General features: G+C 53.9%; 24 protein-coding genes. All 24 read right to left on the bottom strand.

Features of this window, described 5'->3' with window-relative positions:
- Position 1: 1 nt before the first annotated feature.
- The 24 genes from rpmD to rpsL all read right to left on the bottom strand — a co-directional run bounded on the left by rpmD (position 2) and on the right by rpsL (position 13,269).
- Positions 2-178 carry a 50S ribosomal protein L30 gene (rpmD, locus tag JFT85_RS19075; RefSeq protein ID WP_003176408.1) on the bottom strand — a complete coding sequence of 59 codons (177 nt, stop codon included), beginning with the start codon at positions 176-178 and terminating at the stop codon, positions 2-4.
- 2 nt (positions 179-180) lie between these two features.
- A complete protein-coding gene (gene rpsE / locus JFT85_RS19070; protein WP_003176409.1) occupies positions 181-681 on the bottom strand; it encodes a 30S ribosomal protein S5 in 501 nt (166 codons plus the stop codon).
- A gap of 3 nt (positions 682-684) precedes the next feature.
- Positions 685-1,035 carry a 50S ribosomal protein L18 gene (gene rplR, locus JFT85_RS19065; RefSeq protein ID WP_017135964.1) on the bottom strand — a complete coding sequence of 117 codons (351 nt, stop codon included), beginning with the start codon at positions 1,033-1,035 and terminating at the stop codon, positions 685-687.
- A gap of 10 nt (positions 1,036-1,045) precedes the next feature.
- Positions 1,046-1,579 carry a 50S ribosomal protein L6 gene (gene rplF, locus JFT85_RS19060; protein WP_003176412.1) on the bottom strand — a complete coding sequence of 178 codons (534 nt, stop codon included), beginning with the start codon at positions 1,577-1,579 and terminating at the stop codon, positions 1,046-1,048.
- Between the two features lie 12 nt (positions 1,580-1,591).
- On the bottom strand, positions 1,592-1,984 hold the full coding sequence (rpsH, locus tag JFT85_RS19055) for a 30S ribosomal protein S8 (RefSeq protein ID WP_010566853.1): 393 nt from the start codon (positions 1,982-1,984) through the stop codon (positions 1,592-1,594).
- Positions 1,985-2,191: 207 nt separating this feature from the next.
- The gene (gene rpsN / locus JFT85_RS19050) at positions 2,192-2,497 is read right to left on the bottom strand and encodes a 30S ribosomal protein S14 (protein ID WP_003176414.1); all 306 of its coding nucleotides are present in this window, start codon (positions 2,495-2,497) and stop codon (positions 2,192-2,194) included.
- Positions 2,498-2,510: 13 nt separating this feature from the next.
- Positions 2,511-3,050 (bottom strand): 50S ribosomal protein L5, encoded by a 540-nt coding sequence (gene rplE, locus JFT85_RS19045; protein WP_003176415.1) that lies wholly within the window; start codon positions 3,048-3,050, stop codon positions 2,511-2,513.
- A 20-nt stretch (positions 3,051-3,070) separates the two neighbouring features.
- Positions 3,071-3,385: a 50S ribosomal protein L24 gene (gene rplX, locus JFT85_RS19040; protein ID WP_003176416.1), complete on the bottom strand. Its 315-nt coding sequence runs from the start codon at positions 3,383-3,385 to the stop codon at positions 3,071-3,073.
- Positions 3,386-3,396: 11 nt separating this feature from the next.
- Positions 3,397-3,765, bottom strand: coding sequence for a 50S ribosomal protein L14 (gene rplN / locus JFT85_RS19035; RefSeq protein WP_002555479.1), 369 nt, complete (start codon positions 3,763-3,765; stop codon positions 3,397-3,399).
- Positions 3,766-3,788: 23 nt separating this feature from the next.
- Positions 3,789-4,055, bottom strand: coding sequence for a 30S ribosomal protein S17 (gene rpsQ / locus JFT85_RS19030; RefSeq protein ID WP_003176419.1), 267 nt, complete (start codon positions 4,053-4,055; stop codon positions 3,789-3,791).
- Between the two features lie 2 nt (positions 4,056-4,057).
- Positions 4,058-4,249, bottom strand: a complete 192-nt coding sequence (rpmC, locus tag JFT85_RS19025; RefSeq protein ID WP_002555481.1) for a 50S ribosomal protein L29 — start codon at positions 4,247-4,249, stop codon at positions 4,058-4,060.
- The gene (gene rplP / locus JFT85_RS19020) at positions 4,249-4,662 is read right to left on the bottom strand and encodes a 50S ribosomal protein L16 (RefSeq protein WP_003232424.1); all 414 of its coding nucleotides are present in this window, start codon (positions 4,660-4,662) and stop codon (positions 4,249-4,251) included. Before rplP ends, rpmC begins: the two co-directional genes overlap by 1 nt.
- A 12-nt stretch (positions 4,663-4,674) precedes the next feature.
- The gene (gene rpsC, locus JFT85_RS19015) at positions 4,675-5,361 is read right to left on the bottom strand and encodes a 30S ribosomal protein S3 (protein ID WP_003176422.1); all 687 of its coding nucleotides are present in this window, start codon (positions 5,359-5,361) and stop codon (positions 4,675-4,677) included.
- A gap of 13 nt (positions 5,362-5,374) precedes the next feature.
- Positions 5,375-5,707 (bottom strand): 50S ribosomal protein L22, encoded by a 333-nt coding sequence (rplV, locus tag JFT85_RS19010; RefSeq protein ID WP_003103908.1) that lies wholly within the window; start codon positions 5,705-5,707, stop codon positions 5,375-5,377.
- 11 nt (positions 5,708-5,718) lie between these two features.
- The gene (rpsS, locus tag JFT85_RS19005; RefSeq protein WP_002555486.1) at positions 5,719-5,994 is read right to left on the bottom strand and encodes a 30S ribosomal protein S19; all 276 of its coding nucleotides are present in this window, start codon (positions 5,992-5,994) and stop codon (positions 5,719-5,721) included.
- 16 nt (positions 5,995-6,010) lie between these two features.
- The gene (gene rplB / locus JFT85_RS19000; protein WP_003210080.1) at positions 6,011-6,835 is read right to left on the bottom strand and encodes a 50S ribosomal protein L2; all 825 of its coding nucleotides are present in this window, start codon (positions 6,833-6,835) and stop codon (positions 6,011-6,013) included.
- Positions 6,836-6,849: 14 nt separating this feature from the next.
- Positions 6,850-7,149 carry a 50S ribosomal protein L23 gene (rplW, locus tag JFT85_RS18995; protein ID WP_002555488.1) on the bottom strand — a complete coding sequence of 100 codons (300 nt, stop codon included), beginning with the start codon at positions 7,147-7,149 and terminating at the stop codon, positions 6,850-6,852.
- Complete coding sequence (rplD, locus tag JFT85_RS18990; protein WP_017135963.1) at positions 7,146-7,748, bottom strand: 50S ribosomal protein L4; 603 nt, start codon at positions 7,746-7,748, stop codon at positions 7,146-7,148. The genes rplW and rplD overlap by 4 nt, the downstream gene beginning before the upstream one ends.
- 12 nt (positions 7,749-7,760) lie before the next feature.
- Positions 7,761-8,396 (bottom strand): 50S ribosomal protein L3, encoded by a 636-nt coding sequence (rplC, locus tag JFT85_RS18985; protein WP_003194649.1) that lies wholly within the window; start codon positions 8,394-8,396, stop codon positions 7,761-7,763.
- An 81-nt stretch (positions 8,397-8,477) separates the two neighbouring features.
- The gene (gene rpsJ / locus JFT85_RS18980) at positions 8,478-8,789 is read right to left on the bottom strand and encodes a 30S ribosomal protein S10 (protein WP_003186070.1); all 312 of its coding nucleotides are present in this window, start codon (positions 8,787-8,789) and stop codon (positions 8,478-8,480) included.
- Positions 8,790-8,948: 159 nt separating this feature from the next.
- Positions 8,949-10,142, bottom strand: a complete 1,194-nt coding sequence (gene tuf, locus JFT85_RS18975) for an elongation factor Tu (RefSeq protein WP_003176426.1) — start codon at positions 10,140-10,142, stop codon at positions 8,949-8,951.
- A 30-nt stretch (positions 10,143-10,172) separates the two neighbouring features.
- Positions 10,173-12,278 carry an elongation factor G gene (fusA, locus tag JFT85_RS18970; RefSeq protein WP_010206921.1) on the bottom strand — a complete coding sequence of 702 codons (2,106 nt, stop codon included), beginning with the start codon at positions 12,276-12,278 and terminating at the stop codon, positions 10,173-10,175.
- A 30-nt stretch (positions 12,279-12,308) separates the two neighbouring features.
- On the bottom strand, positions 12,309-12,779 hold the full coding sequence (rpsG, locus tag JFT85_RS18965; protein ID WP_002555493.1) for a 30S ribosomal protein S7: 471 nt from the start codon (positions 12,777-12,779) through the stop codon (positions 12,309-12,311).
- Positions 12,780-12,897: 118 nt separating this feature from the next.
- A complete protein-coding gene (rpsL, locus tag JFT85_RS18960; RefSeq protein WP_002555494.1) occupies positions 12,898-13,269 on the bottom strand; it encodes a 30S ribosomal protein S12 in 372 nt (123 codons plus the stop codon).
- Positions 13,270-13,477 lie beyond the last annotated feature (208 nt).

The following is a 13,477-nucleotide window of genomic DNA, read 5'->3' as shown; positions in this document are numbered from 1 at the left end:
ATTAACCCTCTACACGCAGCATGTAGTAAGCCTTGTTGATCATCCCGCGATTCTCGGGAGTATCCTGGACTTCTACAGTGTGACCGATGCGACGCAGACCCAAACCTTTAACACACAGTTTGTGGTTAGGGATGCGGCCGGTCATGCTTTTGATCAGCGTTACTTTAACGGTAGCCATGATCAGAAGATCTCCTTGACAGTCAGACCACGCTTCGCAGCGATGGACTCAGGAGATTGCATAGCTTTCAAACCTTTGAAAGTGGCGTGAACCACGTTTACCGGGTTAGTCGAGCCGTAGCACTTGGCCAGAACGTTCTGAACGCCAGCAACTTCGAGGACAGCACGCATAGCGCCGCCAGCGATGATACCGGTACCTTCAGAAGCAGGCTGCATGTACACCTTCGAAGCGCCATGGGCGGACTTCATTGCGTACTGCAGCGTGGTGCCGTTCAGATCAACTTGGATCATGTTGCGACGAGCAGCTTCCATTGCCTTCTGGATCGCAGCAGGCACTTCACGTGACTTGCCACGGCCGAAGCCAACGCGCCCTTTACCATCACCAACCACGGTCAACGCGGTGAAAGTGAAGATACGGCCGCCTTTAACGGTTTTGGCTACGCGGTTAACTTGAACCAGCTTCTCAATGTAGCCTTCGTCGCGCTTTTGGTCGTTATTTGACATAACTTAGAACTCCAGCCCAGCTTCACGAGCAGCATCAGCCAGCGCTTTCACGCGACCGTGGTACTTGAAGCCAGAGCGGTCGAAAGCCACTTGCGAGACGCCCACGGCCTTAGCACGTGTAGCGACCAGCTGGCCAACCTTTGTGGCCGCGTCGATGTTGCCGGTGGCACCATCACGCAGTTCTTTATCCAAAGTCGAGGCGCTTGCCAGGACTTTGTTGCCGTCGGCCGAGATGACCTGGGCGTAGATGTGCTGCGACGAGCGGTACACGCAGAGACGCACGACTTCGAGTTCGTGCATTTTCAGGCGTGCTTTGCGAGCGCGACGCAGTCGAGTAACTTTTTTGTCGGTCATTTGCTATGCCCTACTTCTTCTTGGCTTCTTTACGACGGACGACTTCGTCCGCGTAGCGCACACCTTTGCCTTTGTACGGCTCTGGTGGACGGAAGTCGCGGATCTCAGCGGCCACCTGACCTACCAGCTGCTTATCAATACCCTTGATCAGGATATCGGTTTGGCTAGGGGTCTCAGCGGTGATGCCTTCCGGCAGTTCGTAATCCACTGGGTGCGAGAAGCCAAGGGCAAGGTTCAAAACCGTGCCTTTTGCTTGCGCTTTGTAACCAACACCGACCAGCTGGAGCTTGCGCTCGAAGCCTTGGCTTACGCCTTGGACCATGTTGTTTACCAACGCACGCGTGGTACCGGCCATTGCGCGAGTTTGTTGATCGCCATTGCGAGCAGCGAAACGCAGCTCACCAGCTTCTTCAACGATCTCAACGGACGAATGGATGTTCAGTTCAAGAGTGCCCTTGGCACCCTTCACCGAAAGCTGTTGGCCTGCGAATTTTACTTCGACACCGGCTGGCAGCTTAACGGGGTTCTTAGCGACGCGAGACATGCTTATCCCCCCTTAGAACACAGTGCAAAGAACTTCGCCGCCGACACCGGCAGCGCGCGCAGCACGATCCGTCATCACACCTTTGTTGGTGGAGACGATAGACACGCCCAGACCGCCACGAACTTTCGGCAGATCTTCAGCGGACTTGTACTGACGCAGGCCTGGACGGCTAACGCGCTTCACTTCTTCGATGACCGAACGGCCTTCGAAGTACTTCAGCTCGATGGACAGCAGTGGCTTGGTTTCGCTGCTGATCTGATAACCCGCAATGTAGCCTTCGTCTTTCAGGACTTTGGCAACAGCTACCTTCAACTTGGAAGATGGCATGCTTACGACGGACTTTTCAGCCATCTGGGCATTACGGATACGAGTTAGCATGTCCGCTAACGGGTCCTGCATACTCATGGGCTAGACGCTCCTAATACAAAAAAATTAGCCTTGCGGCTACATATGTCGCCGAGAATCTCCGGGCATAAAAAACACGGGCTCAGGCGAGCCGCGTATTTTAGACATACTCCGGAAATGAAACAAGCCCCAAAAGGGGCTTGATCCAGATTCAAGGTCACCGGCGGTCAGTATCTTGCGATTCTGCCCACCTGGACGTTGAAGTACTTACCAGCTGGCTTTAACCAGACCTGGTACGTCACCACGCATTGCCGCTTCACGCAGTTTGTTACGGCCGAGGCCGAACTTGCGGTAAACGCCGTGTGGACGACCGGTCAGGCGGCAGCGGTTACGCATGCGCGAAGCGCTTGCGTCACGTGGCTGCTTCTGCAGAGCAACTGTCGCTTCCCAACGTGCTTCTGGACTTGCGTTCAGATCAACGATGATTGCTTTCAGTGCTGCACGCTTCTTGGCGTACTTGGCAACCGTGAGCTGACGCTTCAGCTCGCGGTTTTTCATGCTCATCTTGGCCATGGTCCTACTCCAATCAGTTGCGGAACGGGAATTTGAAAGCACGCAACAGGGCGCGACCTTCATCATCGTTCTTGGCAGTGGTGGTCAGGGTAATGTCCAGACCGCGGAGAGCATCGATCTTGTCGTAGTCGATTTCCGGGAAGATGATCTGCTCTTTCACGCCCATGCTGTAGTTACCACGACCATCGAAGGACTTGGCATTCAGGCCGCGGAAGTCGCGAACCCGAGGCAGGGAGATCGACAGCAGACGATCCAGGAATTCATACATACGCTCACGGCGCAGAGTCACTTTGACGCCGATCGGCCAACCTTCACGGACTTTAAAGCCAGCGATGGATTTCCGAGCGTAAGTCACAACGACTTTTTGACCGGTGATCTTTTCCAGGTCAGCAACAGCGTGCTCGATGACTTTTTTGTCACCGACTGCTTCGCCCAGACCCATGTTCAGGGTGATTTTGGTAACGCGTGGAACTTCCATCACGTTCGAAAGCTTAAGTTCTTCCTTAAGCTTCGGTGCGATTTCTTTCCAGTAAATCTCTTTTAGTCGTGCCATGGTCTTCTACCTAGCAGTGTTCAAGCATCAACCGCTTTTTGGGTCGACTTGAAGACACGAATTTTCTTGCCGTCTTCTACTTTGAAACCAACGCGGTCAGCCTTGTTGGTTTCGCCGTTGAAAATGGCGACGTTAGAAGCGTCCAGTGGAGCTTCTTTTTCGACGATACCGCCTTGTACGCCCGACATCGGGTTAGGCTTGGTATGACGCTTAACCAGGTTCAGACCACCGATAACCAGACGGTTATTAGCGAGAACCTTAAGCACCTTACCGCGCTTACCTTTGTCTTTGCCGGCGATCACGATGATCTCGTCGTCACGACGAATCTTTTGCATGTCGGATCTCCTTACAGCACTTCTGGGGCGAGCGAGACGATCTTCATGAACTTCTCAGTACGAAGTTCACGGGTCACTGGCCCAAAGATACGGGTGCCGATCGGCTCTTGCTTGTTGTTCAGAAGAACAGCAGCGTTGCCATCAAAGCGGATAATGGAGCCATCAGCACGACGTACGCCGTGACGAGTGCGGACTACAACAGCAGTCATCACTTGGCCTTTTTTCACTTTACCGCGAGGAATTGCTTCCTTCACGGTAACTTTGATGATGTCACCGATACCAGCGTAACGACGATGGGAGCCACCCAGCACCTTGATGCACATAACACGGCGAGCGCCGCTGTTATCGGCCACATCGAGCATGGATTGAGTCTGAATCATATAATTTCTCCGACCCCTAGTCCTTAGACTTCCACAGCGCGTTCGAGAACATCAACCAGTGCCCAAGACTTGGTCTTGGCCAGCGGACGAGTTTCACGAATAGTGACTTTGTCGCCGATGTGGCACTGATTGGTTTCGTCGTGCGCGTGCAGCTTAGTCGAACGCTTAACATATTTACCGTAGATCGGGTGCTTAACGCGACGCTCGATCAGTACGGTGATGGTTTTGTCCATCTTGTCGCTGACAACACGGCCAGTCAGCGTACGGACAGTCTTTTCGGCTTCAGCCATGATCACTTACCTGCCTGCTGGTTGAGCACAGTCTTCACGCGAGCGATGTCACGCTTAACTTGCGAGAGCAGATGAGACTGCCCCAACTGGCCAGTTGCTTTCTGCATACGCAGATTGAACTGGTCGCGCAGCAGGCCGAGCAGTTGCTCGTTCAGCTGCTGTGCGGATTTTTCACGAAGTTCATTCGCTTTCATCACATCACCGTCCGTTTAACAAAGGCGGTGGCGAGCGGCAGCTTTGCAGCAGCCAGGGCAAAAGCCTCACGCGCCAGCTCTTCAGTTACACCCTCGATTTCATACAGGACTTTGCCTGGCTGAATCTGGGCTACCCAGTATTCCACGTTACCCTTACCTTTACCCATCCGAACCTCGAGAGGTTTTTTGGAGATCGGCTTGTCCGGGAATACACGGATCCAGATCTTGCCGCCACGTTTTACGTGACGGGTCAGAGCACGACGCGCTGACTCGATCTGACGAGCGGTGAGACGACCACGAGCTACAGACTTCAGCGCGAACTCGCCGAAGCTGACTTTGCTACCGCGCTGAGCCAGACCACGGTTGTGGCCTGTCATCTGCTTGCGGAACTTCGTACGCTTTGGTTGCAACATTTGGCGTACCCCTTACTTAGCAGCTTTTTTACGAGGCGCTGGTGCTTGTGGTTTCAGTTCTTCTTGGCGACCACCAATTACTTCGCCTTTGAAGATCCAAACCTTTACACCGATCACACCGTAAGTGGTGTGAGCTTCGTAGTTGGCATAGTCGATGTCGGCACGCAGGGTGTGCAGTGGCACACGACCTTCGCGATACCATTCAGTACGTGCGATTTCAGCACCGCCGAGACGACCGCTCACTTGGATTTTGATGCCTTTGGCACCAATGCGCATGGCGTTCTGTACGGCGCGCTTCATAGCGCGACGGAACATTACGCGACGCTCCAGCTGCTGAGCTACGCTCTGCGCAACCAGCATACCGTCGAGCTCCGGCTTACGGATCTCTTCGATATTGATGTGCACAGGCACACCCATTTGCTTGGTCAGGTCCTGACGCAGTTTCTCAACATCTTCACCTTTCTTCCCGATAACGATACCTGGACGAGCGGTGTGGATGGTGATACGTGCAGTTTGCGCCGGACGATGGATATCGATACGGCTTACGGACGCGCTTTTTAGTTTGTCTTGGAGATACTCACGCACCTTCAGATCAGCGAACAAATAGTCCGCATAAGTCCGACCGTCTGCGTACCAGACGGAGGTGTGCTCCTTGACGATTCCCAGGCGAATGCCAATGGGATGTACTTTCTGACCCATCTCTTCGACTCCGTTACTTGTCAGCAACCTTGACAGTGATATGGCAAGACCGCTTGACGATGCGATCAGCACGGCCTTTGGCACGTGGCATGATGCGCTTCAGCGAACGCCCTTCGTTGACGAAAACGGTGCTGACCTTCAGGTCATCAACGTCTGCGCCTTCGTTATGCTCGGCGTTGGCTACGGCCGACTCCAGCACTTTCTTCATGATCTCGGCGGCTTTCTTACTGCTGAAAGCCAACAGGTTGAGCGCTTCGCCCACCTTCTTCCCGCGGATCTGGTCGGCGACCAAGCGGGCTTTCTGGGCGGAGATTCGAGCGCCCGACAACTTAGCGGCTACTTCCATTTCCTAACCCCTTAACGCTTGGCTTTCTTGTCTGCCACGTGCCCACGATATGTGCGGGTACCGGCAAACTCGCCCAGTTTGTGGCCGACCATGTCTTCGTTAACGAGAACTGGGACGTGTTGACGACCGTTGTGTACTGCGATGGTCAAACCGACCATTTGTGGCAGGATCATAGAACGGCGCGACCAGGTCTTAACTGGTTTGCGATCGTTCTTTTCCGCCGCCACTTCGATCTTCTTCAGTAGGTGAAGATCAATAAAAGGACCTTTTTTCAGAGAACGTGGCACTGTCGTATCCCTCTATTTACTTGCGACGACGGACGATCATTTTGTCGGTACGCTTATTACCACGAGTCTTCGCACCCTTAGTCGGGAAGCCCCATGGCGATACCGGATGACGACCACCAGAGGTACGACCTTCACCACCACCGTGTGGGTGGTCAACCGGGTTCATGGCAACACCACGAACGGTTGGGCGAACGCCACGCCAGCGTTTGGCACCAGCTTTACCCAGCGAACGCAGGCTGTGCTCGGAGTTCGAGACTTCACCCAGGGTCGCGCGGCATTCAGCCAGCACTTTACGCATCTCACCAGAACGCAGACGCAGCGTCACGTAGACACCTTCACGAGCGATCAGCTGAGCCGAAGCACCAGCGGAACGAGCGATTTGCGCGCCTTTACCTGGCTTCAATTCGATGCCGTGTACGGTGCTACCAACTGGAATGTTACGCAGTTGCAGAGCGTTGCCCGGCTTGATCGGTGCCAGAGCACCTGCGATCAGCTGGTCACCAGCACTCACGCCTTTAGGGGCGATGATGTAGCGACGCTCGCCATCTGCGTACAGCAGCAGAGCGATGTGAGCAGTACGGTTTGGATCGTATTCGATACGCTCGACAGTGGCAGCGATGCCATCTTTGTCGTTGCGACGGAAGTCGACCAGACGATAATGCTGCTTATGGCCACCACCGATGTGACGAGTGGTAATACGACCATTGTTGTTACGACCACCAGTCTTCGATTTCTTCTCGAGCAGCGGTGCGTGAGGAGCGCCTTTATGCAGCTCCTGGTTGACCACCTTGACCACAAAACGGCGGCCAGGGGAAGTCGGTTTGCATTTAACGATTGCCATGATGCACCCCTTCCTTACTCAGCACTGCTGCTGAAATCGAGATCTTGGCCTGGCTGAAGGGAGATAACCGCCTTCTTCCAGTCATTACGCTTGCCCAGACCGCGAGCAGTGCGCTTGCTCTTACCCAGAACATTCAGGGTAGTAACACGCTCAACTTTCACGCTGAACAGGCTTTCGACAGCCTTCTTGATTTCCAGCTTGGTTGCGTCAGTTGCAACCTTGAAAACGAACTGGCCTTTCTTGTCAGCCAGAACCGTAGCCTTTTCGGAAACGTGCGGGCCAAGCAGAACTTTAAATACGCGTTCCTGGTTCATCCCAGCAGCTCCTCGAATTTCTTCACGGCCGACACGGTGATCAACACCTTGTCGTATGCGATCAGACTAACTGGATCGGAACCTTGCACGTCACGTACATCAACGTGTGGCAGGTTGCGAGCAGCCAGGTACAGGTTCTGATCAACAGCTTCAGACACGATCAAAACATCGGTCAGGCTCATGTTGTTCAGTTTGCCCAGCAGATCTTTGGTTTTTGGACTTTCAACAGCGAAGTCCTGAACCACGACCAGGCGATCAGTACGCACGAGTTCAGCAAGGATGGAGCGCAGTGCTGCGCGATACATCTTCTTGTTGAGCTTCTGAGTGTGATCCTGTGGACGAGCTGCGAAAGTGGTACCGCCGCCACGCCAGATTGGGCTACGGATAGTACCGGCACGAGCACGGCCAGTACCTTTCTGACGCCAAGGGCGCTTACCGCCACCACGTACGTCGGAACGGGTCTTTTGCTGCTTGCTACCTTGACGGCCGCCGGCCATGTAGGCCACGACTGCTTGGTGAACCAGCGTCTCGTTGAACTCGCCGCCAAACGTCAGTTCGGAAACTTCGATCGCTTGAGCGTCATTTACATTTAATTGCATGTCAGCTTCCCCTTAACCGCGAGCCTTGGCCGCTGGACGTACAACCAGGTTGCCGCCAGTAGCGCCAGGAACAGCACCCTTGACCAACAACAGATTGCGTTCAGCGTCGACGCGCACTACTTCGAGGGACTGCACGGTCACGCGCTCAGCGCCCATATGACCGGACATTTTTTTGCCCTTGAATACACGACCAGGAGTCTGGCACTGGCCAATAGAGCCCGGGACGCGGTGGGAAACGGAGTTACCGTGAGTGTTGTCTTGGCCACGGAAATTCCAACGCTTGATCGTACCCTGGAAGCCTTTACCTTTGGACTGACCGGTTACATCAACCAGTTGACCAGCAGCGAAGATTTCAGCGTTGATCAGATCGCCAGCCTGGTAGTCGCCATCTTCAAGACGGAACTCCATAACAGTGCGACCAGCTGCAACGTTTGCTTTAGCGAAGTGACCTGCTTGAGCAGCAGTCACGCGCGAAGCACGACGCTCGCCGACAGTGACTTGCACTGCACGATAGCCATCGGTCTCTTCAGTTTTGAACTGGGTGACGCGATTCGGTTCGATCTCAATGACCGTGACCGGAATGGAGACACCTTCTTCGGTGAAAATACGGGTCATACCGCATTTACGACCGACTACACCAATAGTCATGTTGTAAACCTCATGAGTGTACGGGGCTTTCACCCGCTATGGCCGCCCATTTCAGAGCGTTACACGACTAAGACCCAAGTCTTAGCCGAGGCTGATCTGTACTTCCACACCGGCCGCCAGATCAAGCTTCATAAGTGCATCAACGGTTTTATCCGTTGGCTGGACGATGTCCAGTACGCGCTTATGAGTACGGATCTCGTACTGGTCACGCGCGTCTTTGTTGACGTGCGGGGAGACCAGAACGGTGAACCGCTCTTTACGGGTAGGCAGTGGAATTGGACCACGCACTTGTGCACCAGTACGTTTCGCGGTTTCCACGATTTCCTGGGTGGATTGGTCGATCAGGCGATGGTCAAAAGCCTTCAACCTGATACGGATTTGCTGATTTTGCATTGGATTTCAGACTCCGGCTGCTATTCCCAGCGAGCGCAATACGCCCGTTAAAAGGAGGCGCAATTCTATAGACGGCCCAGATAGGTGTCAACCCAATAAAAAAGGCCCCCGCTGAGCGGGGGCCTTTTCAAAACATCAAGGCAATCTCAAAAGAGATAATTACTCGATGATTTTAGCTACAACGCCAGCACCAACGGTACGGCCGCCTTCGCGAATAGCGAAACGCAGACCGTCTTCCATTGCGATGGTTTTGATCAGGGTAACAACCATTTTGATGTTGTCGCCCGGCATAACCATTTCAACGCCTTCCGGCAGCTCGCAGTTACCAGTCACGTCAGTAGTACGGAAGTAGAACTGTGGACGGTAGCCTTTGAAGAACGGAGTGTGGCGACCGCCTTCTTCTTTGCTCAGTACGTAGACTTCAGCTTCGAACTTGGTGTGCGGCTTAACCGAACCTGGCTTAACCAGAACCTGGCCACGCTCAACGTCGTCACGCTTGGTACCACGCAGCAGAACGCCGCAGTTCTCGCCAGCACGACCTTCGTCGAGCAGCTTACGGAACATTTCAACACCGGTGCAGGTGGTGACGGTAGTGTCACGCAGACCAACGATTTCCAGTGGATCTTGAACCTTAACGATACCGCGCTCGATACGACCAGTCACAACAGTACCGCGACCGGAGATCGAGAACACGTCTTCGATTGGCATCAGGAACGGCTTGTCGATAACACGAACTGGATCTGGGATGTAGCTGTCCAGAGTTTCAACCAGTTTACGAACGGACGTGGTGCCCATTTCGTTGTCGTCTTTGCCTTCCAGAGCCATACGAGCAGAACCGATGATGATCGGAGTGTCGTCACCTGGGAAGTCGTAAGTGCTCAGCAGATCGCGCACTTCCATCTCAACCAGTTCCAGCAGCTCAGCGTCGTCTACCAGGTCAGCCTTGTTCAGGTAAACCACGATGTACGGAACGCCAACCTGACGGGACAGCAGGATGTGCTCACGGGTTTGTGGCATCGGACCATCAGCGGCCGAGCAAACCAGGATTGCGCCGTCCATCTGGGCAGCACCGGTGATCATGTTCTTCACATAGTCAGCGTGACCTGGGCAGTCAACGTGAGCGTAGTGACGGATCAGCGAGTTGTATTCAACGTGCGCGGTGTTGATGGTGATACCACGAGCTTTTTCTTCTGGTGCGCTGTCGATTTTATCGAAATCAACGATTGCCGAACCGAATACTTCGGAGCAAACGCGAGTCAGAGCAGCAGTCAGAGTGGTTTTACCGTGGTCAACGTGACCGATGGTGCCAACGTTGACGTGCGGTAGGGAACGATCAAATTTTTCTTTAGCCACGACAATTAACTCCTTGCCTAAAGGACTGAATCAGCCTTGTTTTTTGGATACAGTTTCAGCGATGTGCGCCGGAGCTGTGTTGTATTTTTTGAATTCCATAGAGTAGCTTGCGCGACCCTGAGACATGGAGCGAACGTCGGTCGCATAACCGAACATCTCACCCAACGGAACCTCGGCGCGAATCACTTTGCCGGAAACCGTGTCTTCCATGCCCAAGATCATGCCGCGACGACGGTTAAGGTCGCCCATGACATCACCCATATAGTCTTCAGGTGTAACAACTTCTACCGCCATGATTGGCTCAAGCAACTCACCACCGCCCTTTTGGGCCAGTTGCTTGGTTGCCATGGAAGCAGCCACCTTAAACGCCATCTCGTTGGAGTCGACGTCGTGGTAAGAACCGTCAAAAACGGTTGCTTTCAGGCCGATCAGCGGATAGCCGGCAACAACACCGTTCTTCATCTGCTCTTCGATACCCTTCTGGATAGCAGGGATGTATTCCTTAGGAACAACACCACCCACTACTTCGTTCACGAATTGCAGACCTTCCTGACCTTCGTCAGCAGGAGCAAAACGGATCCAGCAGTGACCGAACTGACCACGACCGCCGGACTGACGAACGAACTTGCCTTCGATTTCACAGTTCTTCGTGATGCGCTCACGATAGGAAACCTGAGGCTTACCGATGTTGGCTTCGACGTTGAACTCACGGCGCATCCGGTCAACCAGGATGTCCAGGTGCAGCTCGCCCATGCCAGAGATGATCGTTTGACCAGTCTCTTCATCAGTCTTAACGCGGAAAGATGGATCTTCCTGAGCAAGTTTGCCCAGAGCGATACCCATTTTTTCCTGGTCATCCTTGGTCTTAGGCTCTACGGCAACCGAAATAACCGGCTCCGGGAAGTCCATGCGAACCAGGATGATTGGCTTAGCAGCGTCGCACAAAGTCTCACCAGTGGTGACGTCCTTCATGCCGATCAGGGCCGCGATGTCACCAGCGCGTACTTCCTTGATCTCTTCACGGGCGTTTGCGTGCATTTGCACCATACGACCCACGCGCTCTTTCTTACCTTTAACCGAGTTGATCACGCCGTCGCCGGATGCCAACACGCCCGAGTAAACGCGGACGAAAGTCAAGGTACCCACGAATGGGTCGGTAGCGATCTTGAACGCCAGGGCCGAGAACGGCTCGCTGTCGTCTGCATGACGCTCCATTTCCTCTTCCTCGTTATCAGGGTTGGTACCCTTGATAGCAGGAATGTCGGTTGGAGCAGGCAGGTAGTCGATCACAGCATCGAGAACCAGGGGAACACCCTTGTTCTTGAACGAGGAACCGCAAACAGCCAAGACGATCTCACCAGCGATAGTACGCTGACGCAGAGCGGCCTTGATTTCCACGTTGGTGAGTTCTTCACCTTCGAGGTACTTGTTCATCAGCTCTTCGCTGGCTTCGGCAGCAGCCTCAACCATGTTGTTGCGCCATTCGTCAGCCAGTTCCTGCAGTTCAGCAGGGATAGGCTTACGAACAGGAACCATACCTTTGTCGGAATCATTCCAGTAGACCGCTTCCATGTTGATCAGATCGATCTGACCCTGGAAGTTGTCTTCGGAACCGATAGCCAATTGGATTGGCACCGGAGTGTGACCCAGACGCTGCTTGATCTGACCGATCACGCGCAGGAAGTTGGCACCAGCACGGTCCATCTTGTTTACGTAAACAAGACGTGGAACGCCGTATTTGTTGGCTTGACGCCATACGGTTTCCGACTGAGGCTCAACACCCGAAGTACCGCAGAACACAACGACAGCGCCGTCGAGTACGCGCAGGGAACGTTCAACTTCAATGGTGAAGTCTACGTGGCCCGGGGTATCGATTACGTTGAAGCGATGCTCGTCTTTGTACTGCTTCTCGGAACCTTTCCAGAAGGCGGTAATAGCAGCAGAAGTAATGGTAATACCACGCTCCTGCTCCTGAACCATCCAGTCTGTGGTCGCGGCGCCATCATGCACCTCGCCCATTTTGTGACTTTTGCCGGTGTAAAACAGTACGCGCTCGGTGGTGGTGGTTTTACCAGCATCCACGTGAGCAACGATACCGATGTTACGGTAGCGGCTAATCGGAGTAGTACGAGCCATAAAGCCCTCGCAAAATTAGTGAAGCTAAGATTAGAAGCGGTAGTGCGAGAAAGCTTTGTTAGCTTCAGCCATACGGTGCACGTCTTCACGCTTCTTAACAGCAGCACCTTTACCTTCAGCAGCGTCCAACAGTTCGCCAGCCAAACGCAGAGCCATAGACTTCTCGCCACGCTTACGGGCGAAGTCTACCAACCAGCGCATTGCCAGGGCGTTACGACGGGACGGACGAACTTCAACCGGAACCTGGTAAGTAGCACCGCCTACACGGCGCGACTTCACTTCGACCAGCGGAGCGATGGCGTCGAGAGCTTTCTCGAAGATTTCCAGGGGGTCGCTGTTCTTGCGTTCTTTAACCTTTTCCAGCGCGCCATAAACGATACGCTCGGCAACGGCTTTTTTGCCGCTTTCCATCACGTGGTTCATGAACTTGGCCAGAATTTGGCTTCCGTATTTTGGATCGTCAAGCACTTCGCGCTTGGCTGCTACGCGTCTTCTTGGCATGGATAAGCCCTCAAACGGTCTTCAGGTTCGCTCGGAATCAGTGCCCTTTCGGGACGCCTCCGACCTTACTCTTATCGACTCAGAAAATAAGATGATTCAGTTTTACAAAAAGCCGCTACTACTTAGGCTTCTTGGTACCGTACTTCGAACGACCCTGGTTACGACCTTTAACGCCGGAAGTATCCAAGGAGCCGCGTACGGTGTGGTAACGAACACCTGGCAAGTCTTTTACACGACCGCCGCGGATCAGTACCACGCTGTGCTCTTGCAGGTTGTGGCCTTCACCGCCGATGTACGAGGAAACCTCGAAACCGTTGGTCAGACGCACACGGCATACTTTACGCAGTGCCGAGTTAGGTTTTTTCGGCGTAGTGGTATACACGCGAGTGCATACGCCACGACGTTGCGGGCAGTTCTGCAGCGCAGGCACGTCGGATTTCTCGACGATACGCTTACGCGGCTGACGTACCAGCTGGTTGATAGTTGCCATCTACTAGCTCCACTGTTGTCTTGCGACGCTATTGTCTTGCAAGAAAAGCAAAATGGCAGGAACGAATTCCCGCCAAATTTAGGGGTACAAGAGTCTAAAGAGGATCTTGCCCCCAGTCAAGGCAAGGCCCCGACCTCCCCTCTCATCGAACCGGGGCAAATTTGCCTCGATCCGACGAATGGGGGCTGCCAGGGCCCAGACTTATTTA

The organism is Pseudomonas sp. TH04, assembly GCF_016651355.1.
Classification (GTDB): Bacteria; Pseudomonadota; Gammaproteobacteria; order Pseudomonadales; family Pseudomonadaceae; genus Aquipseudomonas; species Aquipseudomonas fluorescens.
This window is presented reverse-complemented; position numbering and strand designations above follow the sequence as displayed.

Coding starts and splice junctions, on each gene's coding strand:
- rpmD (WP_003176408.1), bottom strand. CDS start 178: ATGGCTACCGTTAAAGTAACGCTGATCAAAAGCATGACCGGCCGCATC.
- rpsE (WP_003176409.1), bottom strand. CDS start 681: ATGTCAAATAACGACCAAAAGCGCGACGAAGGCTACATTGAGAAGCTG.
- rplR (WP_017135964.1), bottom strand. CDS start 1,035: ATGACCGACAAAAAAGTTACTCGACTGCGTCGCGCTCGCAAAGCACGC.
- rplF (WP_003176412.1), bottom strand. CDS start 1,579: ATGTCTCGCGTCGCTAAGAACCCCGTTAAGCTGCCAGCCGGTGTCGAA.
- rpsH (WP_010566853.1), bottom strand. CDS start 1,984: ATGAGTATGCAGGACCCGTTAGCGGACATGCTAACTCGTATCCGTAAT.
- rpsN (WP_003176414.1), bottom strand. CDS start 2,497: ATGGCCAAGATGAGCATGAAAAACCGCGAGCTGAAGCGTCAGCTCACG.
- rplE (WP_003176415.1), bottom strand. CDS start 3,050: ATGGCACGACTAAAAGAGATTTACTGGAAAGAAATCGCACCGAAGCTT.
- rplX (WP_003176416.1), bottom strand. CDS start 3,385: ATGCAAAAGATTCGTCGTGACGACGAGATCATCGTGATCGCCGGCAAA.
- rplN (WP_002555479.1), bottom strand. CDS start 3,765: ATGATTCAGACTCAATCCATGCTCGATGTGGCCGATAACAGCGGCGCT.
- rpsQ (WP_003176419.1), bottom strand. CDS start 4,055: ATGGCTGAAGCCGAAAAGACTGTCCGTACGCTGACTGGCCGTGTTGTC.
- rpmC (WP_002555481.1), bottom strand. CDS start 4,249: ATGAAAGCGAATGAACTTCGTGAAAAATCCGCACAGCAGCTGAACGAG.
- rplP (WP_003232424.1), bottom strand. CDS start 4,662: ATGTTGCAACCAAAGCGTACGAAGTTCCGCAAGCAGATGACAGGCCAC.
- rpsC (WP_003176422.1), bottom strand. CDS start 5,361: ATGGGTCAGAAAGTACATCCCATTGGCATTCGCCTGGGAATCGTCAAG.
- rplV (WP_003103908.1), bottom strand. CDS start 5,707: ATGGAAGTAGCCGCTAAGTTGTCGGGCGCTCGAATCTCCGCCCAGAAA.
- rplB (WP_003210080.1), bottom strand. CDS start 6,835: ATGGCAATCGTTAAATGCAAACCGACTTCCCCTGGCCGCCGTTTTGTG.
- rplW (WP_002555488.1), bottom strand. CDS start 7,149: ATGAACCAGGAACGCGTATTTAAAGTTCTGCTTGGCCCGCACGTTTCC.
- rplD (WP_017135963.1), bottom strand. CDS start 7,748: ATGCAATTAAATGTAAATGACGCTCAAGCGATCGAAGTTTCCGAACTG.
- rplC (WP_003194649.1), bottom strand. CDS start 8,396: ATGACTATTGGTGTAGTCGGTCGTAAATGCGGTATGACCCGTATTTTC.
- rpsJ (WP_003186070.1), bottom strand. CDS start 8,789: ATGCAAAATCAGCAAATCCGTATCAGGTTGAAGGCTTTTGACCATCGC.
- fusA (WP_010206921.1), bottom strand. CDS start 12,278: ATGGCTCGTACTACTCCGATTAGCCGCTACCGTAACATCGGTATCGTT.
- rpsG (WP_002555493.1), bottom strand. CDS start 12,779: ATGCCAAGAAGACGCGTAGCAGCCAAGCGCGAAGTGCTTGACGATCCA.
- rpsL (WP_002555494.1), bottom strand. CDS start 13,269: ATGGCAACTATCAACCAGCTGGTACGTCAGCCGCGTAAGCGTATCGTC.